Source organism: Ramlibacter sp. WS9, assembly GCF_003797765.1.
GTDB lineage: Bacteria > Pseudomonadota > Gammaproteobacteria > Burkholderiales > Burkholderiaceae_C > Ramlibacter.
In genome coordinates, this window is record NZ_RKMB01000005.1 from 140,832 (window position 1) to 163,788 (window position 22,957).

Consider the following 22,957-nt stretch of genomic DNA (forward strand, 5'->3'; position numbering starts at 1 on the left):
TTGACGATGCAATTCGCACGGTTCACCGTGGCGTACTGGTGCGTGCTGATCGCCGCGCTGCTGCCTTTCGCATGTGCCTGGCTGGCCAAGTCGCAGGGGTTCGGCAAGCCCAGGCGTGAAGGCGGCTTCGACAACCATGATCCGCGTGGCTGGCTGGCACGCCAGACCGACTGGCAAGCCCGCGCCAATGCGGCGCAGGCCAACAGCTTCGAAGCGCTGCCGTTCTTCATCGGCGCCGTCGTCATTGCCCACCAGTTGCAGGCGCCGCAGGCGCTCCTGGACATCCTCGCAGTGCTCTTCATCACGCTGCGGATCATCTACATCGCGATGTACGTGGCCGGTTTGCCGACCATTCGCTCCGCGATCTGGTCGCTTGCACTGGTGGTGAACATCGGCATCTTGTTCTGCGGTTACCGCTGACGAAACAACTTACGTGGAAACCCGCACGGGATGTTCCCGATGCGGCATTGCACCATGGTGACTAACCTCACTGGCAAGCCCAGAGAGGTTTCATCTTTCCCCATGACGAATAACAACATCAGCCGCCGGACGCTCATGTCCGCCGCCGCACTGGCTGCGGCATCTCTTGGCGCGCCTGCATTGCGCGCCCAACCCAAGCTGGAGAAAAAGCAGGTTTCCATCGCTGTAGGCGGCAAGGCTGCCTTCTACTACCTGCCGCTGACCATCGCGGAGCAATTGGGGTATTTCAAGGCCGAAGGCCTGGATGTCGAGATTTCCGATTTCGCCGGCGGTGCGCGGGCGCTCCAGGCCCTGGTGGGCGGCTCGGCTGACGTGGTGAATGGTGCGTACGAGCACACCATCAACATGCAGAGCAAGAACCAGCACATCCAGTCGTTCGTGCTGATGGGCCGGGCACCGCAGATCGCAATGGGTGTGTCGACCAAGGCCATGCCCAACTACAAGTCGCTGGCGGACTTGCGCGGCAAGAGGATCGGCGTGTCGGCACCAGGCTCATCGACCAACATGGTGGCCAACCTCGTGCTGTCACGCGCGGGTATCAAGGCCAGTGACGTGAGCTACGTGGGCGTGGGGACGGCAGCCGGCGCGCTGGCCGCGCTGCGCTCGGGCCAGATCGACGCGATGAGCAACACCGATCCGGTGATGACCATGCTCGAACAAAAGGGCGACGTGAAGATCATCAGCGATACGCGCACGCTCAAGGGCACGCAGGAAGTGTTCGGCGGGCCGATGCCGGCCGCGTGCTTCTACAGCCACAGCGACTTCGTGCAGAAGAACCCAGGCACCTGCCAGGCCATGGCCAATGCCATCGTTCATGCGCTCAAGTGGCTGCAGACGGCCGGCCCCAGCGACATCATCAAGACCGTGCCCGAAGGCTACCTGCTCGGTGACCGCGCGCTGTACCTGGCTTCCTTCAACAAGGTGCGCGAGGCCATCGCGCTCGACGGCATGCTGCCGGAAGAAGGCGCCAAGACGGCGCTGAAGGCGCTGGCCAGCTTCGAGCCCTCGATCAAGCCCGAGAAGATCGAACTGGGCAGGACGTACACCAACGAGTTCGCGCGGCGCGCCAAGGACAAGTTCAAGGCGTAGGCCGCGCGCATGTCGCCCTACGCGCTCGAGCTCGATCGAATCACGGTCACCTTCCATTCGCCGGACGCACCGGCGCAGCGCTACACCGCCGTGTCGGACACCACGCTGAAGGTGCGCGCCGGCGAATTCGTTTCGGTCGTCGGCCCGACGGGCTGCGGCAAGTCCACCTTGCTCAACATCGCTGCCGGCCTGCTCGAAGCCTCTTCCGGCGAAACCAGGGTTTTCGGTGAGCCGCTGCGGGGCATCAACCGCCGTGCCGGCTACATGTTCCAGACCGAGGCGTTGATGCCTTGGCGAAGCGCTTTGGACAACGTCATGGTGGGCCTGCAGTACCGGGGCGTTGCCGACGCCGAAGCACGGGCGCAGGCCAATGCGTGGCTCGAGCGTGTGGGCCTGGCGGGTTTTGGCGACCGCTATCCGCACCAGCTCTCCGGCGGCATGCGTAAACGCACGGCGCTGGCCCAGACGCTCGCGCTGGATCCGGACATCATCCTCATGGACGAACCCTTTAGCGCGCTGGACATCCAGACCCGGCAGCTGATGGAAAACGAAGTGCTGGAGATCTGGGCGGTGAAGAAAAGTGCCGTGCTGTTCATCACCCACGACCTGGACGAAGCCATCGCGATGAGCGACCGCGTGGTGGTGCTTTCGGCAGGGCCCGCGACGCATCCGATCGGCGAGTTCGAGATCGATCTGCCGCGCCCACGCGACGTGGCCGAAGTGCGGACCTTGCCTCGCTTCGTCGAGCTGCACCGGCAGATCTGGGGGGTGCTGCGAGACGAGGTGCTCAAGGGCTATGCGCAGCAGCTGAAGAAGGCGGCATGACAGTGTGGAACGTGATCCGGCCGTCCGCGAAAACGCTGCGCTACTGGCAGGTTGGCCTCTTCGTGGTGTTCATGCTGGTGTGGCAGCTGGTCTCCCGCAACGAGCAATACGCCTTCTTCCTGGGCGAGCCCATCAAGGTAGCAGGGCGCATCTGGTCCTGGTTCCTGCCACTCGCGGTCGATGCCAATGCGCTGTTTCCGGAAGGGCTGCCGGGGCGTGCGGACATCTACAAGCACCTGGGGGTGACGCTGCTCGAAACCGGGCTGGCCTTTGTCATCGGCACGGTGCTGGGCCTGGTCTTCGGGCTGTGGCTGGCGCTCGCACCCACGGCCAGTGCGATCCTCGATCCGTACATCAAGGCCGCCAACTCGATGCCGCGCGTGATCCTGGCGCCGATCTTCGCGCTGTGGTTCGGGCTGGGCATCTGGAGCAAGGTGGCGCTGGCGGTGACGCTGGTGTTCTTCATCGTTTTCTTCAACGTCTACCAGGGCGTGAAGGAGGTGAGCCCGGTGGTGCTGGCCAATGCGCGCATGCTGGGCGCCAACCAGAAGCAGCTGCTGCGCACGGTGTACCTGCCCAGCGCGACCAGCTGGGTGTTCTCCAGCCTGCACACCTCGGTGGGGCTGGCTTTCGTCGGTGCTGTGGTGGGCGAATACCTGGGCTCGGCGCGCGGCGTCGGCTACCTCATCCTCCAGGCCGAAGGCACGTTCGACGTCAACACGGTTTTCGCGGGCATCGTCGTGCTCACCGCCTTCGCGCTTGTGCTCGACGGTTTGGTCGGCCGCATCGAGAAGCGGCTGATGAAGTGGCAGCCGCGCCAGGGCGAAACGGAAAAGCTCTGACAACAAAAAGCCCGGCAGGGCCGGGCCTTTTGCCGAGCGCTAGACGCTATCAGTTGCGGCGGCGATCATCAGGGAAGGCGTCGCGGTGGTTGCGGACGCCGTCGCCGTCGCGGTCGCGGTCATCCATGTTGCGGATGCCGTCCCGGTCCAGATCGCCGTAAGGGCCGAAGCGGTTGCGGGCGTACTGGTCGTTGCGATTGGGCCGGTCGTCATAGGCGTTCGGGATGCCGTCGCCGTCCTTGTCACGGTCGTAGCGGTTGGCGATGCCATCGCGGTCACGGTCGCCGCCAGGGCCGCGCCGTTCCCAGTTGTTGCCCACCAGGGCCCACTGGCCGTCGCCGCGCTGCACCCAGCGGGGTTCGCGGTATTCGTAGCCGGTGCGGGCCGCCAGCCAATGGCCCTGGATCCACACGTACTGGCCGTTGCGCCACTCATGGTGGCCCGGCGCCCAGACGTAGCCGTGCCGCGGCGCGGGTGCGGCTTCATACACGGGTGCAGGCGGCGCCACGGAAACGATCGCGGTGTATTGGGCATTGGCGGCGGTCGGCAGCAAGCTCATCAACGAGCCGGCGGCGACGACAGCGCCCAGAAGGGTTTTCTTGAACATGGTCTCTCCTTTCGGGAAGGTGTGACCGTACTTTGCGCCCAATGCCGGGCTCAGCCCATCGGAGAGGGGAGCCAGTCCCCGTCGGAGCAGTCCTGCGCGGCTGAAGTGACGTTTCGTGGCTCAGCAGCAGCGCCACGAGACACCGCCGCAGTCGCGCTCAGCACCTCTCCAGCGCTTCTTTTCAGCGCTTTTTCTTGGCGCCCGCGTGCGGCCGGGTACCGGCACGTGCGCCGGACTTCTTCGCGGCGGACCGGATGCTCGCCGGCTTGGCGCCGGCTCGGGGCGTGCCGCGCGCAACGCTTCTCATCGGCAAATAGACCACTACTTGCTGGCCGGCCTTGAAAGCCGCTGTCGCGCCGACGCTGTTCCACTCCGCGACCTGGCTGGGGTTCAGGCGGTAGCGCTTGGCCACCGTGGCTACCGTGTCTCGCTTGCCGGCCCGCACCGTCGTTTTGCGGGTGACGCTTTCCGGCTGCAGGCTGAGCTGGCCATTGTCGGCCACCTGGCTCGTCACGTCGTCCTGCATCTTGGCCGAGCGTGGAACGATCAGCACCGAGCCGGCCTTGATCAGCATGCGCGGCGGGATGGTGTTGACGCTGCGCAAATCGGCCTCGTTCATGCCGACGCGGCGCGCGACCTCGGCCACGCTCATGGTCGAAGGCGCGCTCCAGGCTGTCCAGCTGGCGTACTGGCCGGCGTTGTACGCCTCGAAGTTGCGCTGGAACACCGTTGCGTTGTCCCACGGCAGCAGGATCTGGGGCGTGCCGGCCGCCAGGATCACCGGCCGGTGCATCGACGGATTGAGCGCCTTGAAGTCTTCGACGGACACGTCCGCCAAGCGGGCTGCCAGTGCAACGTCCATGTCGCGCGTCACCGTGACCGTCTGGAAGTACGGGTGGTTGCCGATCAGCGGCAGTTCCGCCTTGAAGGTCTCCGGCCGCGCGACGATGTTCTTCACCGCCTGCAGCTTTGGCACGTACATGCGTGTCTCGTTGGGCATGTTCAGGTCGAGATAAGTCGTGCCCAACCCGCTGCGCTGGTTGCGCGCGATGGCGCGGCCCACGCTGCCTTCGCCCCAGTTGTATGCGGCGAGCGCCAGATGCCAGTCGCCGAACATGCCGTGCAGCTTCTGCAGGTAGTCCAGCGCGGCGCGTGTCGAGGCCAGAACGTCGCGGCGATCGTCGCGGAACACGTTCTGCTTGAGTTCGAAGTACTGCCCCGTTGCGGGCATGAATTGCCACATCCCGGCGGCTCGGGCGCTGGAGACTGCTTGCGGGTTGAACGCGCTCTCGATGAAGGGCAGCAGCGCCAGCTCGGTCGGCATGTTGCGGCGTTCGAGTTCTTCGACGATGTGGAAGAGGTACTTGCGCGAGCGCTCGGTCATGCGCTGGATGTACTCGGGCCGCGTCGAATACCACTGCTCCTGCTGGCGCACCAGGTCGCTCTCGAGGTTGGGCATGGCAAAGCCGCGGCGGATACGGTCCCACAGTTCGACAGGCGGCTGCAACTGGGCCACGCCGCGCGAGGCCGCTTCGCTGGCCGTGATCGGCTGAAGGGGACCGGAGGGGATGACCGCGGCCGCGGGCGGCTGGGCAGGCTTCGGGGCTTCGGCGGACTTGACAGGTGCCTGGCCGGCGGCTTGTTCGGCCGGCGGCGTGGCGCAGCCGGCGAGCCACAGAAGGGCCGAAAGTGCCGCGATGTGGGACAGCTTCATCTGAATTCGTTCTTCCATTGTCGGATGGCCGCGAAAACCGCGACTTCATCCTCGGGTGTCGCGGCATCGAAGGCACGCGCGGCCTGGACCACGCCGGGAAGGCGCGTGCGCAGGAAGGGATTGATCAGCTTTTCCTGCGCGATGGTCGAGGGCAGGGTGGGCAGGTCTCGCTCGCGCAGTTCTTGGCAGCGCTGACTGTAATTGATCAGCTCGGCGTTGCCGGGTTCCACGGCCCGTGCAAAGTTCAGGTTGCTCAATGTGTACTCATGTGTACAGCAGACCCGCGTATCGCCGGGCAAGGCCGCGAGTTTGTCGAGCGATGACAGCATTTGCGCGGGCGTTCCCTCGAACAGCCGCCCGCATCCACCCGAAAAGAGCGTGTCCCCGCAAAAAAGCAGCGGGTGGCCGCTAACTGGAGTGCAGTAATACGCGATGTGGCCGGACGTGTGGCCGGGCACGTCGATCACCTCGAACCGCAAACCCAGGACGGTGACGGCGTCGCGTTCCAGCAGGCGCGTCAGCGGCTCGGGAATGCGCTCGCGCGCCGGGCCGTAGACCTTGGCGCCGGTGGCATCGCGCAGCTGGTCGACGCCGCCGATGTGGTCGGGGTGGTGGTGCGTGACTAGAATCGCTTCCAGTTGCAGTCCGTCACGCTGCAGGAATTCAAGCACGGGCTGTGCGTCGCCGGGGTCCACGACCACGGCGCGGTGCCCGTCGTGCAACACCCAGAGGTAATTGTCTTGGAAGGCCGGCAGCGGGATTAACTTCATGAGCGACCCGATTATAGGAATGCGCCAATGGTTCGAGACCCCGCCCGGCCGCTACCTCCTGGCGTGGGAGCGGGCCGAATTCGACCGTGCCGTGGGCGACATCTTTGGCTACCATGCCCTGCAGCTGGGCCTGCCCGAGCTCGACACGCTGCAGGCCAACCGCATGCCGCACAAGTGGCTGGCGTTGCGCGAGTCCCGTCCTGCTGATGGGCAGGGCGGGGCCAAGCCCGCGCTGATCACGGATTTCGCCGCGCTGCCGTTCCAGGAAAACAGCCTCGATCTGGTCGTGCTGCCGCATTCGCTGGAACTCAACACCGACCCGCACGCCACACTGCGCGAGGTCGAGCGCGTTCTCGTGCCCGAAGGCAAGGTGGTGATCTGCTGCCTCAACCCGGCCAGCCTGTGGGGCCTGCGCCAGCGCCGCGCGCACCTCTACCAGCGACTCGGATTTGGCGAGCTGTACCTGCCCGATGCCGGCGAATTCATTGGCTACTGGCGGCTGCGCGATTGGCTGCGGCTGCTGAGTTTCGAGGTCGAATCGGGCAACTTCGGTTGCTACCGGCCGGCCATGAAGGCCGAAAAATGGCTTGACCGCTGGGAATGGATGGACAGGATGGGCGCGCGCTGGTGGCCGATCTTCGGGGCCGTCTATTTCATCGTCGCAGTCAAGCGAGTGCGCGGCATCAAGCTGATCGGCCCAAAATGGAAAGCCGCGCCGGGCATCGCCACCGCGCCGGTTCCCCTGGCCAATCGCGGCCACCCCACTTACATGGAAATGGAAAAAGATTCGTGAACCCAATCGTGATCTACACCGACGGCGCTTGCAAGGGCAACCCGGGGCCGGGCGGATGGGGCGCCTTGCTCCAGTCCGGCGGCACAGAAAAGGAATTGTTCGGCGGCGAGCGCGAAACCACCAACAACCGCATGGAGTTGATGGCCGTCATCGAGGCGCTGCGTGCGCTCAAGCGTCCCTGCGCCGTGACGCTGAACGTCGACAGCCAGTACGTCCTCAAGGGCATGACCGAGTGGCTCCCGGGCTGGAAAGCCAAGGGTTGGAAAACCTCGACCAAGCAGCCGGTGAAGAACGTGGACCTGTGGCAGGCGCTCGACGAGTTGGTCAACCGCAGTGGCCACAAGATCGAATGGCGCTGGGTGCGCGGGCACAACGGCGACGTGGGCAATGAGCGGGCCGACGTGCTGGCCAACAAGGGGGTGGACGTGGCGATGGGGCGCCTCGCGCCGCCAGTGTAAAGACGGCGTAAAAGCAGGCACTGCGCCACGGCACGCGCCTCGGATCAGGGCCAACGCGCATTCCGGGGCGGCCCTTCGCTGCTACATTGGCAAGTTGGGTTTTCGCGCAACAATCAGTAACGGCTGACCCGCGCCATTTGTCAGGTCTCCTTATCTACATGGCATCCAAAGCAATCTACACCGTGGTCGCCGTTGTCGGCATCGCAGCCGCCTCCGGCCTCGCCTGGTGGTACCAGAACAAGCCCGCCGCACCCAAGACGGACGTCGTTCAGGGCGGCAGCAGGCCTGCGGCCGGAGCCGCCAGTGGCCCGGCGCGGCCACCCGCGGTGGAAGTGGCCCGCGTCGAAGTCGTCAAGCTCACCGACGACGCGCAAGCGGTCGGCAGCCTGCGGTCCCGCCAGAGCGTGGTGCTGCGGCCGGAGGTCAGTGGACGCATCACGCAGCTGAATTTTTCCGATGGTGCCCGCGTGCGGCGCGGGCAATTGCTGGTGCAGCTCGACGATCAGCTGCCGGTGGCCCAGATGCAGCAGGCGCGCGCCGAGCTGTCCATCGCACAGGCCAACCACAAGCGCAACCAGGATCTGGTGGCGCAAGGCTTCATCAGCCAGCGTTCGGTCGACGAAAGCTCGGCCAACCTCCAGGTGGCGCAGGCCAAGCTGGAACTCGCGCGGGCCACCGCGGCGCGGCTGCGCATCGTGGCGCCTTTCGACGGCATCGCCGGCATCCGCAACATCAGCGTAGGCGACTATTTGAAAGACGGCGCCGACATCGTCAACATCGAGGACATGGACGCGATCTTCGTGGATTTCCGGCTGCCCGAGCGCTTCCAGACCAAGGTCCAGCGCGGCCAGACGGCGCTGGTCGATCTGGACGCGCTGCCGGGCCGCAAATACAACGCGATCGTGCAGGCCATCGACCCGCTGGTCGACGCCAACGGCCGCTCGGTGGGCATCCGCGCCTGCATCGACAACCGCACGCTGCAGCTGCGCCCCGGGATGTTCGCCCGCATCACGGCCGTGTTCGGCGAGCGCGACAACGCGAAGGTCATTCCCGAAGAGGCAATCGTGCCGCAGGCGGGCCGCCAGTTCGTCATCAAGCTGGTGGATGGCCCGGACCAGGACACCAAGATCGCCCAGCGTGTCGAGGTGAAGGTCGGCATCCGCCGGCCCGGCCGTGTCGAGATCATCGACGGCCTGCAGCCCGGCGACGTGGTGGTCACGGCCGGCCAGCAAAGGGTGCAGAAGGACGGCATGCCTGTGCGCGTGCTCGACCTCAATCGACCGGCGGGTGGTGCGCCCGCGGCCAACAATACCGCCGGTTCGGCCCCCGCGGTCGCGCGACCGGCCAGCGCCCCGGCGGCTGCGTCTTCGGCGGCTGTCGCCGCTGGCCCGGGAATTCCGGCGCGGCTGCCTGCTCCAAGGCTGGATGGGCCCAATCCCTGCACGGTGGCCCTGAGCGGTGCCGGCCGTCCGGCCGCCGCGACCCGCTAGGCGCGGTGCGACTGGAGAATCGATGCAACTGCCTGAAATAGCGATCCGCCGGCCGGTGTTCGCCACCGTGCTGTCGCTGCTGGTGCTGCTGATCGGCATGGTGAGCTTCAACCGGCTTTCCGTGCGCGAATACCCGAAGATCGACGAGCCCGTCGTGACGGTGAGCGTGCGGTACCCGGGCGCTTCGGCCGAGGTGATCGAGACGCAGGTCACCAAGCCGTTGGAAGACTCCATCGCCGGCATCGACGCGGTCGACGTGATCACATCGATCAGCCGGGCCGAGCAGAGCCAGATCTCCGTCAAGTTCCGCCTGGAGAAGGACGCTGACGCGGCCGCCGCCGAAGTGCGGGACCGCACTTCGCGCGTACGCAACCGCTTGCCCCAGGCCATCGACGAACCGGTCATCGCCAAGGTCGAGGCCGACGCTTTCCCGGTAATCTGGCTGGCCTTCACCAGCGACACCCTCAATCCGCTGCAGATCAACGACCTGGTCAACCGCATCGTCAAGTCGCGCCTGCAGACAGTGACCGGCGTGGCCGATGTGCGCATCTTCGGCGAGCGCAAGTACGCCATGCGCGTCTGGCTCGACCCGGACAAGCTGGCCGGCTTTCGCCTGACCACGCAGGACGTGGAAGATGCGATCCGCCGCAGCAATCTGGAGCTGCCGGCCGGCCGCATCGAATCACAGCAGCGTGAGTTCAGCGTGACGTCGCAGACCGACCTGGTGCGACCCGCGCAGTTCGCCGAGATCGTCATCAAGAACGTCAACGGCTTCCCGGTCAAGGTGCGCGACGTGGCGCGGGTGCAGGAAGGCGCGGCCGACGAGCGCAGCTCGGTGCGCTTGAACGGCCGGCAGGCGATCTCGGCCGGCGTCATCCGTCAGGCCACCGCCAACCCACTGACGCTGTCGCAGGGCGTGCGCGAGATGCTGCCCAAGCTCAAGGCCGACTTGCCGCCGGACGTGAACATCGAGATCGCCAACGACAACTCGCTTTTCATCGACCGCTCGGTGAAGAACGTGTTCCGCACCATCATCGAAGCTATCGTGCTGGTTGCGTTGGTGATCTTCGTTTTCCTGCGGACGGTGCGCGCCTCCATCATCCCCATCGTCACCATTCCCGTCAGCCTGATCGGCACGTTCGCGCTGATGGCGCTGTTCGGCTTCACCATCAACACGCTCACGCTGCTGGCCCTGGTGCTGGCCATCGGCCTGGTGGTGGACGACGCCATCGTGATGCTGGAGAACATCTTCCGCCACATCGAGGAAGGGCTGGACCCGTTCTCGGCGTCGATCAAGGGCGCGCGGGAAATCGGCTTTGCCGTGATCACGATGACTTTGACGCTGGTGGCGGTGTATGCGCCGCTGGCTTTCACGCCGGGCCGCACCGGGCGGCTGTTCGTGGAGTTCGCGCTGGCGCTGGCCGGGGCGGTGCTGGTGTCGGGCTTCGTGGCCCTGACGCTGACGCCGATGATGTGTTCGAAGCTGCTCAAGCACAACCCCAACCCCACATGGTTCGACAGCCACATGGAGCGTTGGCTCACGGCGCTGGGCGATGGCTATGCGCGGTTGCTGCGGTGGGTGCTGCTGACGCGCTGGCAGCCGCAGCCGGGCCGCCCGGCTTTCATGGGCACGTTGCTGCAGGCGCGTTGGCTGGTCATCGGCGTCATGCTGCTGAGCGCGCTGGGCATCGCGGTGGTGTGGCCAACCATGAAGCAGGAGCTTTCACCGCTGGAAGACCGGGGTACGATCCTGGCCACGGTGAACGCGCCGGACGGCTCGACCCTGGAATACACGAACCGCTACGCCCGCGAATTGGAGAAGATCGGCCAGGCCTATCCGGAGTTCGACCGCATCTTCGCCAACGTCGGCAACCCCACGGTGTCGCAGGCCAGCGTGGTGTACCGCACGGTGGACTGGGAAGACCGCAAGCGCACCACGCTGGACCTCGCGCGCGAGATGGGCCCGAAGTTCAACCTGCTGCCGGGCGTCAACGCCTTCCCGATCACGCCGCCGTCCCTCGGTCAGGGTTTTCGCGAGCGGCCGCTGAACTTCGTCATCCAGACGTCCGACAGCTACGAGAACCTGAACCGCGTGGTGCGCCAGATGCTCGACGAGATCGCGAAGAATCCCGGCATCGTCTCGCCCGACGTCGACCTGCGCCTGAACAAGCCCGAGCTGCGCATCGAGGTGGACCGCGCCAAGGCGGCCGACATGGGTGTCAGCGTCGAAGTGGTCGCCAAGGCGCTCGAGACCATGCTGGGCGGGCGGCAAGTCACCCGCTACAAGCGTGACGCCGAACAGTACGACGTGATCGTGCAGACCGAGGCGCGCGGCCGCACGACGCCGGAGGACATCGACAGCATCAACGTGCGTGGGCGCGGCGAAACGATGGTGCCGCTCTCCGCGCTGGTGAAGGTGAAGGAAAGCGTGAGCCCGCGCGAGCTGAACCACTTCGGCCAACGCCGATCGGTGTCGATCACCGCCAACCTGGCGCCGGAGTACTCGTTGGGCCAGGCCTTGACGTTCATGGACCAGACGGCGGCCAAGGTGCTCAAGCCCGGCTACACCACCGAGCTGAACGGAACCTCGCGCGAGTTCAAGTCGTCGCAAGGCGCGCTGGCCATCGTGTTCGTGCTGGCGCTGCTGTTCATCTTCCTGGTGTTGGCGGCGCAGTTCGAGAGCTTTGTCGATCCGTTCGTCATCATGCTGTCGGTGCCGCTGTCGATGATCGGCGCGTTGCTGGCACTGAAGTGGTCGGGCGGGTCGCTCAACGTCTATTCGCAGATCGGCCTCATCACGCTGGTCGGCCTCATCACCAAGCACGGCATCCTGATCGTGGAGTTCGCGAACCAGCTGCGCGAGCAGGGGCTTGATCTGGTCGACGCCATCGTCAAGGCCGCGTCGCAACGCCTGCGGCCGATCTTGATGACCACGGGCGCGATGGTGCTGGGCGCGCTGCCCCTTGCCACCGCCACCGGCGCCGGCGCCGAGAGCCGCATCCAGATCGGCTGGGTCATCGTCGGCGGCATGTCGTTGGGCACGCTGCTCACGGTGTTCGTGGTGCCGACCATGTACATGCTGTTCGCGCGGCACAAGGTGCCGGGCGCCAACAAGGCAGAGACCGACGATGAGATTCACCCGCATACCGGCGAGTTGGTCGCGAAGTAGCCCCGGCTTTCATGGCGCACTCGTCAAGTCCGGGATGACGATTCAAACATGCCCACCGTCGAGTTCGCTCCGGCACTGACGCGCCACGTTCCCTGCCCGCCGCAAAGCGTCGCGGCAACCACCCTGCGCGCCGCCCTCGACAGCGCCTTGCTCGCTGCACCGGCCCTGCGAAGCTACGTGCTTGACGAACAGGGGGCCGTGCGCAAACATGTGGCCGTCTTCGTCAACGCGCGGATGATCGCCAGCCGTTCCCAGCTGGACATTCCCCTGGCCGCGCAAGACAAGGTGATGGTGATCCAGGCCCTGACCGGAGGTTGAGATGCAGACACTGTGGGTTGGCACGCGCAAGGGCCTTTTCAGAGTGCGCCAGGACGACGCAGGCTGGCACATCGGGGCGCCGAGCTTTCCGGGCGAACCGGTCAGCCAGTTTGCCGCCAGCCCGCACGATGGCGCGTGCTACGCGGCGCTGCGGCTCGGCCACTTTGGCGTGAAGCTCTGGAAGAGCGTGGACGGTGGAAGCGAGTGGAAGGAGATCGCGGCACCGGCCTTTCCGCCCAAGCCCACCGAAGGGCCGTGGAAAGACGACGAGACGCCGTGGACCGTCGACCAGGTGTGGGCGCTGGAAGCGGCGCCCGATGGGCGCCTGTGGGCGGGGTGCCTGCCTGCGGGCTTGTTCAGCTCGCGCGACGGCGGCGCCAGCTGGCAGCTGGTCAGCAGCCTGTGGGAGCGGCCCGAACGCAGGGAATGGTTCGGCGGCGGCTACGACTGGGCGGGCATCCATTCCGTCCTGGTCGATCCCCGCGATGCGAACCACGTGACCGTCGCGATCTCATGCGGCGGCGTCTGGCAAAGCCGTGACGGCGGCGCGAGCTGGACCAATACCTCCGCGGGCATGGTGGCGGACTTCATGCCGCCCGAGCGCCGTGAAGACCCGAACATCCAGGACGCGCATCGCGTGGTGCAGTGCATGGCAAATCCCGACGTGCTGTGGTGCCAGCACCATGGCGGCATCTTCCGGTCGGCCAACGGCGGGCTGAAGTGGGACGCGATCGCCGATCCGCGGCCCAGCGGCTTCGGCTTCGCGGTGGCCGCGCATCCGCTCGATGCGCAACGCGCCTGGTTCGTCCCCGCGCACTCGGACGCACAGCGCGTGGCTCCTGGCGGCCGCATGGTCGTCACCCAAACCCGTGACGGCGGTGCCACGTTCTCCGTTCACGGCGATGGGCTGCCGCAACAGGATGCCTACCACCTGGTCTATCGCCATTCGCTGGCTGTGAGCAGGGACGGCCGCACGCTGGCAATGGGCTCGACGACCGGCGGCCTGTGGGTGAGCGACGACGCGGGCGACACATGGCAGTGCCTGTCGCGCGACCTGCCGCCGATCGCGGTGGTGCGCCTCGATTGATCGCTAGATCGCGCCCTCGAACATCATCACATCCACCTCGTCGCCCGGCGCGACGTTGCCCTGCGCGTGGTGCAGCACGATCAGGCCGTTGGCCTGCACCATGGAACTGAGCACGCCGGACCCCTGGTTGCCGGTGATTCTCACACTCAAAGACCCATCGTCCGCCCGGCTCACGATGCCGCGCTGGTATTCGGTGCGGCCCGCTTTCTTGCGGATCGGCTCGGCGCTGCGCGCCTTGAGCAGGGGTGGGGCGGCTTCGGTGCTGCCCATCATGCGCAACAGGGCAGGGCGCACGAACGCCAGGAAGGTCACCATCACCGCCACCGGGTTGCCCGGCAGGCCGAACAGCACGGCTTCGCCAATGCGCCCCACGGCCATGGGCCGCCCCGGCCGCATCGCGATCTTCCAGAAGGCGACGTCGCCCAGCTTCTTCATCATGGCTTTGGTGTAGTCGGCTTCGCCCACGCTGACGCCGCCGCTCGTGATGATGGCGTCGGCTCGCGCCGCGGCGGCGCGAAAGGCGGCTTCCAGCGAGGCAGGGTCGTCGCGCACGACGCCCATGTCGATGACTTCGCAGCCCAGGCGCGTGAGCAGGCCAAACACGGTGTAGCGATTGCTGTCGTACACGGCGCCTTCGCGCGGCGCTTCGCCCAGGCTCAGGATCTCATCGCCCGTCGAAAAATAGGCCACACGCAGCCGGCGATACACGGGGATGGTTTGCAGGCCCAGGCTCGCCAGCAGCCCGCACGCCGCGGGCCCCAGGCGGGTGCCTTGCGCCAACGCGGGCCGGCCCTCGTGCAGGTCCTCGCCTTTGTGGCGGCGGTTGTCGCCGGGCTGGAGAATGTCTGGCGGAATGACGATGCGGTTCTCACCATCCGCTTTCGTGAATTCCTGCGGTACCACCGTGTCGAGTCCGGCCGGCATGATCGCGCCCGTCATGATCTTCACGCATTGCCCCGGCGCGACGCTGCCCTGCCAGGCCTTGCCCGCCAGCGCCGTGCCCACCACTTGCAGCGTGAGCGGTCGCCCGGCTTGCAACTGCGCGCCATCGAAGGCGAAGCCGTCCATCGCCGAGTTGTCGTGCGGTGGCACGCTCACGGGCGAGATGATGTCCTGGGCAGTCACGCGGCCCAGCGTGTCGAAGATGCCCGCTTGCTCGATGGCGGTGACGGGCTCCACCAGCCTGGCAAGGAAATCGTTGACGGCGGCAGCGCTCAAGGCCTGCGGGTCATAACCCTGCAGTTGCGAAGCGATCTCGTCCAGCGTCTTCATCGGCCCTGTTCGAGTTGGTGCAGCTCGGCGAGCGTGTTGGCATTGAAGAAAGCCTGTGCGCCGTCGCCCGGCAAGTCGAAGGGGACGATGGCCGTTTTGTGCTGGCCCGTCCACGCGTCGATCTTGCGCCCGCCGCCCTGGGTGAAGCGCACCAGGCTCTCCAGCAGCTCCAGGCGCAGCAGGCAGAACACGGGCTGCGTGCGGATCTGGCCGTCTTCTTCTCGCGCGGCGGCCATTGCAATTTCGGCATCCTGCTCGTGCGCCGCCTGGGCGAGGCGCGCGACCAGGTCGTCCGGGAACAGCGGCGTGTCGCATGGCACGGTGACGAGCCATGGCGTTTCGCAGCGCTCCAGCGCGGTGAGGAAGCCTGCCAGGGGGCCGGCATAGTCGGACAGCACGTCCGGCCAGACCGGCACGCCGAAGCTCTCGTAGGCGCCCAGGTTGCGGTTGGCGTTGATCATCGCCTCGCCGACCTGGGGCGACAGGCGCATCAGCGTGTGCAGCGCAAGCGGCATGCCGTTGAAATTCTGCAGGCCCTTGTCGACCCCGCCCATGCGCGAGCCGCGGCCGCCGGCCAGGATCACTCCCGTAATGTCAGACACTGCTATCACTCAACCCCCGATGTAGCTCATCTCCACGCGGCGCTTGCCGGCGCCCGTGTCCGGCGCCATGGTGCTGCGCAGTTGCGAATAGCGATCGTCGCGTCCGTGCCAGATATGGCCGATGGCCGATGCGAGGTCTTCATCCGTCGCACCCCCGCGCAGCAGGGATTTGAGATCGTGGCCTTTCGTCGCGAACAGGCACAGGTACAGCTGCCCTTCGGTCGACAGGCGCGCGCGGTTGCAATCGCCGCAGAAGGCCTGCGTCACGCTGCTGATCACACCGATCTCGCCCGCATGCGCCGCGTGCTTTCCATTTGCGTCCGCGTAGCCCCAGCGTTCGGCCGTTTCGCCGGGCGCGCTCGGCTCCAACTGCACCAGCGGCAGCTCGGCGTGGATCAGCTTGACCACGTCTGCGGAAGGCAGCACTTCGTCCATGCGCCAGCCGTTCGTCGCGCCTACGTCCATGTATTCGATGAAGCGCAGCACATGTCCCGAATTCTTGAAGTGCCGGGCCATCGGCAGGATTTCGTGGTCGTTGGTGCCGCGCTTGACCACCATGTTGATCTTGATCGGGCCCAGGCCCGCGTCCTTCGCCGCCGCGATGCCTTCCAACACTTCGGCCACCGGAAAGTCCACGTCGTTCATCGAACGGAATACGGCGTCGTCCAGGCCATCCAGGCTCACCGTCACGCGCTGCAAACCGGCGGCCTTCAGCGACTTGGCCTTGCGCGCCAGCAGCGAGCCGTTGGTGGTGAGCGTGATGTCGAGCGGCTCGCCGTCGACGGTCTTCAGTGCGGCCAGTTGCTCGATCAGGATCTCGATGTTCTTGCGCAGCAGCGGTTCGCCGCCGGTCAGCCGGATCTTTCGCACGCCGTGGGCGACAAACTGCCTGGCCAGCCGCGTGATCTCTTCGAACGACAGCAAGGCCGAATGCGGCAGGTAGGGGTAGTCCTTGTCGAACACTTCCTTGGGCATGCAGTAGCTGCAGCGGAAGTTGCACCGGTCCGTGACGCTGATGCGCAGGTCGCGCAAGGGGCGGCCCAGCGTGTCGGACAGCAGGCCGGTGGCGGTGAGGGGTTGCGCGGGCACGCGCGCGGCCAGCGCGGCAAAGCGCTGGTCGATGAGCGGGATCACGCGTTCGGCCATGCCGCTATTGTCGCCGGGAGCCTGGAATAACCCTACACGCAGCGGGCGCCGTCCACCTCGATGCAGACGCCGGAGATGAAGGCGGCTTCGTCACTGGACAGGTAGAGCGCGGCATTGGCCACGTCGAGTGCAGTGGAAAAACGCCCCAAGGGGATGGACGCGAGGAATTTTGCACGCCGCGCCTCGTCGACCGGGCCACCGGCGAACTCGGCCGACAGGCCGGTATCCGGGTTGAACACCGGGTTGATGCAGTTGACGCGGATGTTGTCCGGGCCGAACTCAGCGGCCAGCGACTTGCTGGTGGTAATGACGGCCCCTTTCGATCCGTTGTACCAGGTCAAACCCGGCCGCGGCCGTACACCGGCGGTAGAAGCGATGTTGATGAAGCTGCCGCCCTTGTTGGCGCGGAAAGCCGGCACGGCGTGGATGGTGGACAGGTAGATGCTCTTCATGTTCACCGCGAAGCACTTGTCGAACTCTTCCTCGCTCACTTCCAGTGCGGGGCGGTTGCGGTGGGTCCAGCCCGCGTTGTTGACCATCACATCCAGCTTGCCGTGGCGTGACACGGCGGCGTCCACCAATGCCTTGACGTCGGCCGACTTCGTCACATCCGCCGCGAAGAACGACGCCTTGCCGCCTGCGGCCTTGATCTCAGCCACCACCTTCTCGCCCAAAGCGGCGTTGATGTCGTTGACGATTACGCTCGCGCCTTCGGCCGCCAGGCGCTTGGCAATTCCTTCGCCGATGCCGCCGCCGGAGCCGGTGACGATGATGGATTTGTTCTGGACTCTCATAGTCGTCTTCCTCGTACTGCGTGTGGGGATGGGATTCGGATGGGATTCAGCCGTGCTTGATCGCCACGGTCTTGAGGGTGGTGAAGCCGTACAGCGCCTCGAAACCCTTCTCGCGGCCGTAGCCCGATGACTTGACGCCGCCGAAAGGCAGCTCGACGCCGCCGCCCGCGCCGTAGTTGTTGATGAACACCTGGCCGCTCCTCACGCGCTTGGCCATGCGCAACTGCCGGCCGCCGTCTCGCGTCCAGACGCCTGCCACCAGGCCGAACTGCGTGGCGTTGGCCAGTTCCACAGCCTGGTCCTCGTCGCGGAAACTCATGGCGGCCAGAACCGGGCCGAACACTTCTTCCTGCGCCAGGCGGTGATTGACCGGCACGTCGCGCAGCAGCGTCGGTGCCTGGTAATAGCCGGTCTCAGGCGCTTCGTCCACGACCTGGCCCTGCGCGACCGTCGCGATGCCGGCGACATGCGCGTCCGACAGGAAATCCCACACGCGCTGCTGTTGCGTGGCGCGGATCAGCGGGCCGACGTCCAGGTCCATCACGGCCGGGCCGACGCGCAGATTCTCGAAGGTCTGGCCCAGACGCTCCAGCAGCGGTTCGTAGATCGATTGCTGCACCAGCAGGCGCGAGCCGGCCGAGCAGGTCTGGCCCGCGTTCTGCACGATGGCGTTGATCACCATCGGCAAGGCCGCGTCAAGGTCCGCGTCCTCGAAGATGATCTGCGGGCTCTTGCCGCCCAGCTCGAGCGTGACGGGGCAATGGCGTTCCGCCGCGACCTGCTGGATCAGCGTGCCCACCTTGGGGCTGCCGGTGAAGCTGATGTGGTCGATGCCTTCATGGCGAGCCAGCGCGTCCCCCACTTCATGGCCGAAACCGGTGACGATGTTGATCGCGCCCGCCGGAAAGCCCACTTCCGCGGCGAGCTGCGCCACGCGGATCAACGACAGGCAAGCGTCTTCCGACGGCTTGACCACGCACACGTTGCCCGCCGCGAGTGCTCCACCGACGCTGCGCCCGAAAATCTGCATCGGGTAGTTCCAGGGAATGATGTGCCCCGTCACGCCGTGCGGCTCGCGCCAGGTGAACACGCTGTAGCCATCCAGGTAGGGCAGGGTCTCGCCGTGCAACTTGTCGCACGCGCCGGCGTAGAACTCGAAGTAGCGCACCAGCGCCACGGCGTCCGCGCGCGCCTGTTTGGTCGGCTTGCCGCAGTCGCGCTGCTCGAGTGCGGCCAGTTCTTCCGCGTGGTCGGCAATCTTGTTCGACAGGCGCATGAGCAGGCGCCCGCGTTCGGCCGCGCTCAGCTTGCTCCAGACGCTCTCGTAGCACTGGCGCGCGGCGCGCACAGCTGCCGCTATGTCGTCGGCGTCGCCGCGCTGCAATTCATCGAAGGGCTGGCCGTCCGACGGGTCGATCACGGGGATCGTACGGCCCGAGCCGGTGGGCCGTGCCGCATTGGCGATGTAGTGGTATTGCATGCCAACATTCTGCTTGAAAGGCCACGCCCCGTTTACGATGCGGGCCATGCTTAAGAAAGTACTCCTTGGCCTGCTCGCTCTGCTGGTTTTCGCGGTGGGAGCCCTGGCGTGGATCGTCAATCGTCACCCCTCGATGGTCCCTTACGAGACCTTGGGGTGGAAGCAGGACGCCAGGCCGGCGGCGCCCCCCGTCTCCGTCAAGGTCAGCTTCCTTGGCGTCGCGACGGTCTTGCTGGACGACGGTGAGACCGCCATCATGACCGACGGTTTTTTCTCACGCCCCGGCAAGCTGCAGGTGTTTGCAGGCAAGGTGCAGCCCGACCTCGACGCGATCGGCAAGGGCCTGCAGCGCGCCGGCGTGAAGAAGCTCGCGGCGATCATCCCCGTGCATTCGCACTACGACCACGTGATGGACGCGCCCGAGGTGGCGCGCCGCACCGGCGCGCTGCTGCTGGGCTCGGAGTCCACCGCCAACGTCGGGCGCGGTTGGGGCCTGCCGGCGGCGCAGATCGCCGTCGCAAAGATGAATGAGCCGATGCGCTTCGGCCGCTTCACGGTGACGCTGTTTCCGTCGCGCCATGCGCCTACGGGATTTACCGGCGGCGTGATCGACAAGCCGCTGGTGCCGCCGGTTCGAGCCTTTGACTACAAGGAGGGCCAGAGTTACGCGATCCTGGTGCAGCACGAGGGCAAGTCGCTGCTGATCAGCGGCAGCGCGGGCTTCGAGCCCGGCGCACTGGCCAAGGTGCGAGCCGATGTGGTGATGCTGGGCATCGGCACGCTGGGCATGCGCGACGCGGCTTATCGCGATGCGTACTGGCGTGAGGTGGTCGCGGGCGTGAAGGCCAGGCGCGTGATTCCGATCCACTGGGACGACTTATGGATCCCGTCGGACGGGCCCATGCAGCCCATGCCCATACCGCTCGACCGGTTCGACGAATCGATGGCCTTCCTGCGCGAGCGCGGCACCCGCGATAACGTCGAGATCAGCCTGCCGGCCCAGTGGCTGCCGATGGACGTATGGCAGGAGCCGCCTTCTCGCTGATTGCGTCGGTCAGGCCGGCGTGCCTACCGGCGTGTAGCGGTCGCTGTGATCGATGAGCCAGCGCTCGGACCGGCTGCTGTCCTGCTGGCTGGGGTGGAAGTCTTCGCGCAGGTACTCGCGCCAGGGCTTGTAGGTTTCGCGGATCAGGCCGCGCTTGCCGAACAGATAGGAGACCGCGCTCCTCCACGTGCTCCACTTCCACAGCGTGCCGTCGTTCTTCAGGTTCACCATCGTCTGGCGCAGGGTTCCGCGCAGGAAGACGATGGTGATCCGCTTGAACCACTTGATGCGCCAGTCGTGGTTGCCACCCAGCGCCTGGTAGATGTCGAAGGCGGTGCTCTTGTGTTCGGACTCCTCGGCGCTGTGCCACAGCCACAGCGTCACCAGCCGCGGATCTTGCGTGCCCAGCAGGTCCGGGTTGCGCAGCATCCAGTCGGCCATGATGGCGGTGAAGTGCTCGTTCGCGGCCGTGGCCGCGACATGGTGCCTCGGATCGATGCCGTCCAGCAGTTTTTGCTGTTCACGCAACTGGGGCTCCCATTCGTTCACCAGGCCGAGCTTCTCTAGGTGGGCGTTATACAGGCTGTGCAGCCTGCGGTGCGTGGCTTCCTGGCCCACGAAACCCTGCACTTCGTCGCGAAACTGCGCCTGCTTGTCGGCGGGCAAGGCCTTGAAGCCGTTGCGCACGGAATCGATGAAGAACTGCTCGCCCACGGGGAAGCTCATCGAGAGTGCATTGAACAACGCCGTGCGGAAGGCGTCGCCACCGCACCAGTGGCGGGCGATGGGCGCTTCCATGTCGATCAGCAGGCGGCGCACGACGAGGTCGGTCATTCAGAAACTCCTGGGTGGATGGTACGGGTACGTCTTGGTACCGACGGCTATATGATGGAGTGATGCGTTGGTACTGTCAAGTACCAGCGCTCCCAGGCGCGAAAATCGCGCCATGGTCGAAATGGAAACCGAAACTGAAACCGAAGCCCAAGTTCACGAGCACCGCCACCGGCTGCTCGAAGGCATGGCGCACGCCGTGGCTGCCAAGGGCTATGCGGATACCACCATCGCAGACATCGTCCGCGAGGCCAGCGTGTCGCGCCGCACGTTCTACGAGCATTTCTCGACCAAGTCCGAATGCCTGATTGCGCTGTACGGGGCCGCGAGCCACAACGCACTCAAGGTGCTGCGAGATTCCATCGACCCCGCGCACGAATGGCAGGCGCAGATCGGGCACGCGCTGACCGCATACCTCGGATGCATGGCGCAGAACCCGGTGCTGATGCGCACGCTGTTCATCGAGATTCTGGGCTTGGGCACCGAAGGGTTGCAGGCGCGCCGGCGCGTGAATCGCGAGATCGCCGACTTCATACTCACCGTCGTCAACGCCAAAGGCAGCCGGCAGGAAGGCGAGCCGCTCACCGACGATATGGCGATGGCGATCGTGGGCGGCATCAACGAAATGATCCTGCAATACATCGAGCAGGACCGGGTGGCCAGTCTGCAAGATTTGGTGGCGCCGTCCAGCGCGCTCGTGCGCGCGGTCACTCGGGCTTAAGTCTCTTCGCTTGCCTGCTCACCAGACCGTCAGGGGCGGCAAGCCGCTGGCATTGGCACTGAATTCAAAGGCGTTGCCCTGGAAGACGAAGCCGGGGACGTTGATCTTGCACCAGACAGCGCCCGCATAGGGCGCGCTGCCCGGCCTCAGCTGCATCTGGATGCGCACATCCTGCGCCAATGAATCCTGCGTTTGCAGCGACAACGGCAGGTAATAGTTGTTGCCGTGAAAATCGGTTTTCCGGCTGCGGATTTCGCACAGCAAGGTCGCAAAGTTGCCGCTGTCGCTGTACACCAGCAGAAAAATAAACTGGTAGTCGGCGCTGGCCTGCCATACCAGCCGTACCGTGGTCCCCGGCGCCGTTTGCTGTACCGGTAGGGCGGATGCCGGATAGATGTTGACCATGCCCGGGCCCCCGGGGCACAGGGTGCTGATCGCCACCTGCGTTGCGGGCGAAGTGCTTTGCAACGCGATGGAGGCATCGCCCACCGGTATGCTGCTGGCGGCAGGGATATTGACCGGCGGCGGGACCTGTTGCGTCAAGGTGGACCGGCTGGCAGCGCCGAAGCCATCGCAATGAAACACGTAGCCACCCGGCTGTGTGATCACGTGCCAATCCGCCATATCCACGCCGCGCGAGGGCACGAGCTGCAGCTGAATCAGCTTCTTGCCCGGCAGCTGGGGAGGCTTTGGCAGCCGGTCCGGGGCATCGTCCGAGCCTTCCCGCGACTCCACTTCCCAAGTCAACCCCGCCAGCTCGAACATGCCCGCGCCGTCGTATGCGGCCTGTTGTTGCTGCGCCTCCGGAGCGCTGCCCACCAGCACCCCGCCCGGGCCGGCAGCGCTGGCGGTGGAATCCACGCCCGACGCCAGTTCCTTCATCACCAGCCGAAGGCCGGTGTTCGCCTGGAGGGCAACCCCTCCTTGCTGCACCAGCACGAAGCTGTAGTCGGCTTCGGCGCTGGAAGGGGAGACTCCCGCAACGGTGCCAAAGACAAACACCCAATCGAGCCATTGCGGGTCACTGGCGACGCGTTGCAGCGCTGTGAGGAGCTTCTCCACGTCGTCCGGCTGATAGGCACCCGTTGAACCGCAAAAAAAGCCCGCCGGTGCCATGAAGACCTTGAGCGTGTCCGCAGGTGGGGGCGGAGACTGCCGGGACACCGCATCCCGCGCAGCCTGCATCGCGCGCTGCATCAGGTCGCAGCGCGCCTCGATGTCGAGCTGCGGATTGCTCAGCCCGAGATAAGTCCTCGACCCATCGGGGTTCGATGCCGGTGCAGTGTCGAGCACGTAGCCTATGAACTGAACGTTGCTGTATGCCATGGGGGTTCCTCTCCTGTGTATTTGAGTCGCAGTATCGCACTGGGCTTTCCAGCCAAGACAGCGAGTGGCGGACGAAAAAAAGCCCGCGATCGCGGGCT

22 protein-coding genes are annotated in these 22,957 nt (G+C 65.9%); 12 read left to right on the top strand and 10 right to left on the bottom strand.

The features are described from left to right. Window positions 1–6: 6 nt before the first annotated feature. The 4 genes from EEB15_RS10635 to EEB15_RS10650 all read left to right on the top strand — a co-directional run bounded on the left by EEB15_RS10635 (window position 7) and on the right by EEB15_RS10650 (window position 3,236). A complete protein-coding gene (locus EEB15_RS10635; RefSeq protein WP_141509820.1) occupies window positions 7–420 on the top strand; it encodes an MAPEG family protein in 414 nt (137 codons plus the stop codon). A 102-nt stretch (window positions 421–522) separates the two neighbouring features. Continuing rightward, window positions 523–1,569 (top strand): ABC transporter substrate-binding protein, encoded by a 1,047-nt coding sequence (locus EEB15_RS10640; RefSeq protein ID WP_141509821.1) that lies wholly within the window; start codon window positions 523–525, stop codon window positions 1,567–1,569. Window positions 1,570–1,578: 9 nt separating this feature from the next. After that, a complete protein-coding gene (locus EEB15_RS10645) occupies window positions 1,579–2,394 on the top strand; it encodes an ABC transporter ATP-binding protein (RefSeq protein ID WP_141509822.1) in 816 nt (271 codons plus the stop codon). After that, the gene (locus EEB15_RS10650; protein WP_370283501.1) at window positions 2,391–3,236 is read left to right on the top strand and encodes an ABC transporter permease; all 846 of its coding nucleotides are present in this window, start codon (window positions 2,391–2,393) and stop codon (window positions 3,234–3,236) included. The genes EEB15_RS10645 and EEB15_RS10650 overlap by 4 nt, the downstream gene beginning before the upstream one ends. Before the next feature lie 49 nt (window positions 3,237–3,285). On the opposite strand, the gene EEB15_RS10655 is transcribed toward EEB15_RS10650, so the two are convergent. The 3 genes from EEB15_RS10655 to gloB all read right to left on the bottom strand — a co-directional run bounded on the left by EEB15_RS10655 (window position 3,286) and on the right by gloB (window position 6,327). Next, a complete protein-coding gene (locus EEB15_RS10655; RefSeq protein WP_141509823.1) occupies window positions 3,286–3,843 on the bottom strand; it encodes a YXWGXW repeat-containing protein in 558 nt (185 codons plus the stop codon). A 181-nt stretch (window positions 3,844–4,024) separates the two neighbouring features. Then, window positions 4,025–5,557, bottom strand: coding sequence for a transglycosylase SLT domain-containing protein (locus EEB15_RS10660; RefSeq protein WP_141509824.1), 1,533 nt, complete (start codon window positions 5,555–5,557; stop codon window positions 4,025–4,027). Further along, the gene (gene gloB, locus EEB15_RS10665; protein ID WP_141509825.1) at window positions 5,554–6,327 is read right to left on the bottom strand and encodes a hydroxyacylglutathione hydrolase; all 774 of its coding nucleotides are present in this window, start codon (window positions 6,325–6,327) and stop codon (window positions 5,554–5,556) included. The genes EEB15_RS10660 and gloB overlap by 4 nt, the downstream gene beginning before the upstream one ends. Here gloB and EEB15_RS10670 point away from each other — a divergent pair. From EEB15_RS10670 to EEB15_RS10695, 6 genes are all read left to right on the top strand, one after another. Then, window positions 6,326–7,120 carry a class I SAM-dependent methyltransferase gene (locus EEB15_RS10670; protein ID WP_233259450.1) on the top strand — a complete coding sequence of 265 codons (795 nt, stop codon included), beginning with the start codon at window positions 6,326–6,328 and terminating at the stop codon, window positions 7,118–7,120. The genes gloB and EEB15_RS10670 overlap by 2 nt on opposite strands. Beyond that, entirely contained in the window at window positions 7,117–7,578 is a 462-nt protein-coding gene (rnhA, locus tag EEB15_RS10675) for a ribonuclease HI (protein WP_141509826.1), read from the top strand. The genes EEB15_RS10670 and rnhA overlap by 4 nt, the downstream gene beginning before the upstream one ends. A 158-nt stretch (window positions 7,579–7,736) precedes the next feature. Then, window positions 7,737–9,068: an efflux RND transporter periplasmic adaptor subunit gene (locus tag EEB15_RS10680; protein ID WP_141509827.1), complete on the top strand. Its 1,332-nt coding sequence runs from the start codon at window positions 7,737–7,739 to the stop codon at window positions 9,066–9,068. 22 nt (window positions 9,069–9,090) lie between these two features. Then, entirely contained in the window at window positions 9,091–12,237 is a 3,147-nt protein-coding gene (locus tag EEB15_RS10685; RefSeq protein ID WP_141509828.1) for an efflux RND transporter permease subunit, read from the top strand. Between the two features lie 48 nt (window positions 12,238–12,285). Next, a complete protein-coding gene (locus tag EEB15_RS10690; protein WP_141509829.1) occupies window positions 12,286–12,555 on the top strand; it encodes a MoaD/ThiS family protein in 270 nt (89 codons plus the stop codon). 1 nt (window position 12,556) lies between these two features. After that, the gene (locus EEB15_RS10695; RefSeq protein WP_141509830.1) at window positions 12,557–13,642 is read left to right on the top strand and encodes an exo-alpha-sialidase; all 1,086 of its coding nucleotides are present in this window, start codon (window positions 12,557–12,559) and stop codon (window positions 13,640–13,642) included. 3 nt (window positions 13,643–13,645) lie between these two features. Here EEB15_RS10695 and glp read toward each other — a convergent pair whose 3' ends face one another. From glp to EEB15_RS10720, 5 genes are read right to left on the bottom strand one after another with little or no spacing between them, the layout of a single operon-like run. Further along, window positions 13,646–14,914 carry a gephyrin-like molybdotransferase Glp gene (gene glp / locus EEB15_RS10700; RefSeq protein WP_141509831.1) on the bottom strand — a complete coding sequence of 423 codons (1,269 nt, stop codon included), beginning with the start codon at window positions 14,912–14,914 and terminating at the stop codon, window positions 13,646–13,648. After that, the gene (gene mobA / locus EEB15_RS10705; RefSeq protein ID WP_141509832.1) at window positions 14,911–15,525 is read right to left on the bottom strand and encodes a molybdenum cofactor guanylyltransferase MobA; all 615 of its coding nucleotides are present in this window, start codon (window positions 15,523–15,525) and stop codon (window positions 14,911–14,913) included. The genes glp and mobA overlap by 4 nt, the downstream gene beginning before the upstream one ends. Continuing rightward, complete coding sequence (moaA, locus tag EEB15_RS10710; RefSeq protein ID WP_141509833.1) at window positions 15,526–16,662, bottom strand: GTP 3',8-cyclase MoaA; 1,137 nt, start codon at window positions 16,660–16,662, stop codon at window positions 15,526–15,528. Between the two features lie 32 nt (window positions 16,663–16,694). Continuing rightward, window positions 16,695–17,456 (bottom strand): SDR family oxidoreductase, encoded by a 762-nt coding sequence (locus tag EEB15_RS10715; protein WP_141509834.1) that lies wholly within the window; start codon window positions 17,454–17,456, stop codon window positions 16,695–16,697. Window positions 17,457–17,502: 46 nt separating this feature from the next. After that, window positions 17,503–18,936 carry an aldehyde dehydrogenase family protein gene (locus EEB15_RS10720; RefSeq protein ID WP_141509835.1) on the bottom strand — a complete coding sequence of 478 codons (1,434 nt, stop codon included), beginning with the start codon at window positions 18,934–18,936 and terminating at the stop codon, window positions 17,503–17,505. Window positions 18,937–18,982: 46 nt separating this feature from the next. On the opposite strand from EEB15_RS10720, the gene EEB15_RS10725 reads away from it, so the two are divergent. Beyond that, window positions 18,983–19,981 carry an MBL fold metallo-hydrolase gene (locus tag EEB15_RS10725; RefSeq protein WP_158290064.1) on the top strand — a complete coding sequence of 333 codons (999 nt, stop codon included), beginning with the start codon at window positions 18,983–18,985 and terminating at the stop codon, window positions 19,979–19,981. Window positions 19,982–19,990: 9 nt separating this feature from the next. On the opposite strand, the gene EEB15_RS10730 is transcribed toward EEB15_RS10725, so the two are convergent. Then, a complete protein-coding gene (locus EEB15_RS10730; RefSeq protein ID WP_141509837.1) occupies window positions 19,991–20,815 on the bottom strand; it encodes a metal-dependent hydrolase in 825 nt (274 codons plus the stop codon). Between the two features lie 112 nt (window positions 20,816–20,927). Here EEB15_RS10730 and EEB15_RS10735 point away from each other — a divergent pair, with 112 nt between their 5' ends. After that, window positions 20,928–21,533, top strand: coding sequence for a TetR/AcrR family transcriptional regulator (locus EEB15_RS10735; protein WP_233259451.1), 606 nt, complete (start codon window positions 20,928–20,930; stop codon window positions 21,531–21,533). 18 nt (window positions 21,534–21,551) lie between these two features. Here the strand turns inward: EEB15_RS10735 and EEB15_RS10740 are convergent, their stop codons facing one another. Further along, the gene (locus EEB15_RS10740; protein ID WP_141509838.1) at window positions 21,552–22,859 is read right to left on the bottom strand and encodes a hypothetical protein; all 1,308 of its coding nucleotides are present in this window, start codon (window positions 22,857–22,859) and stop codon (window positions 21,552–21,554) included. Window positions 22,860–22,957: the final 98 nt, after the last annotated feature.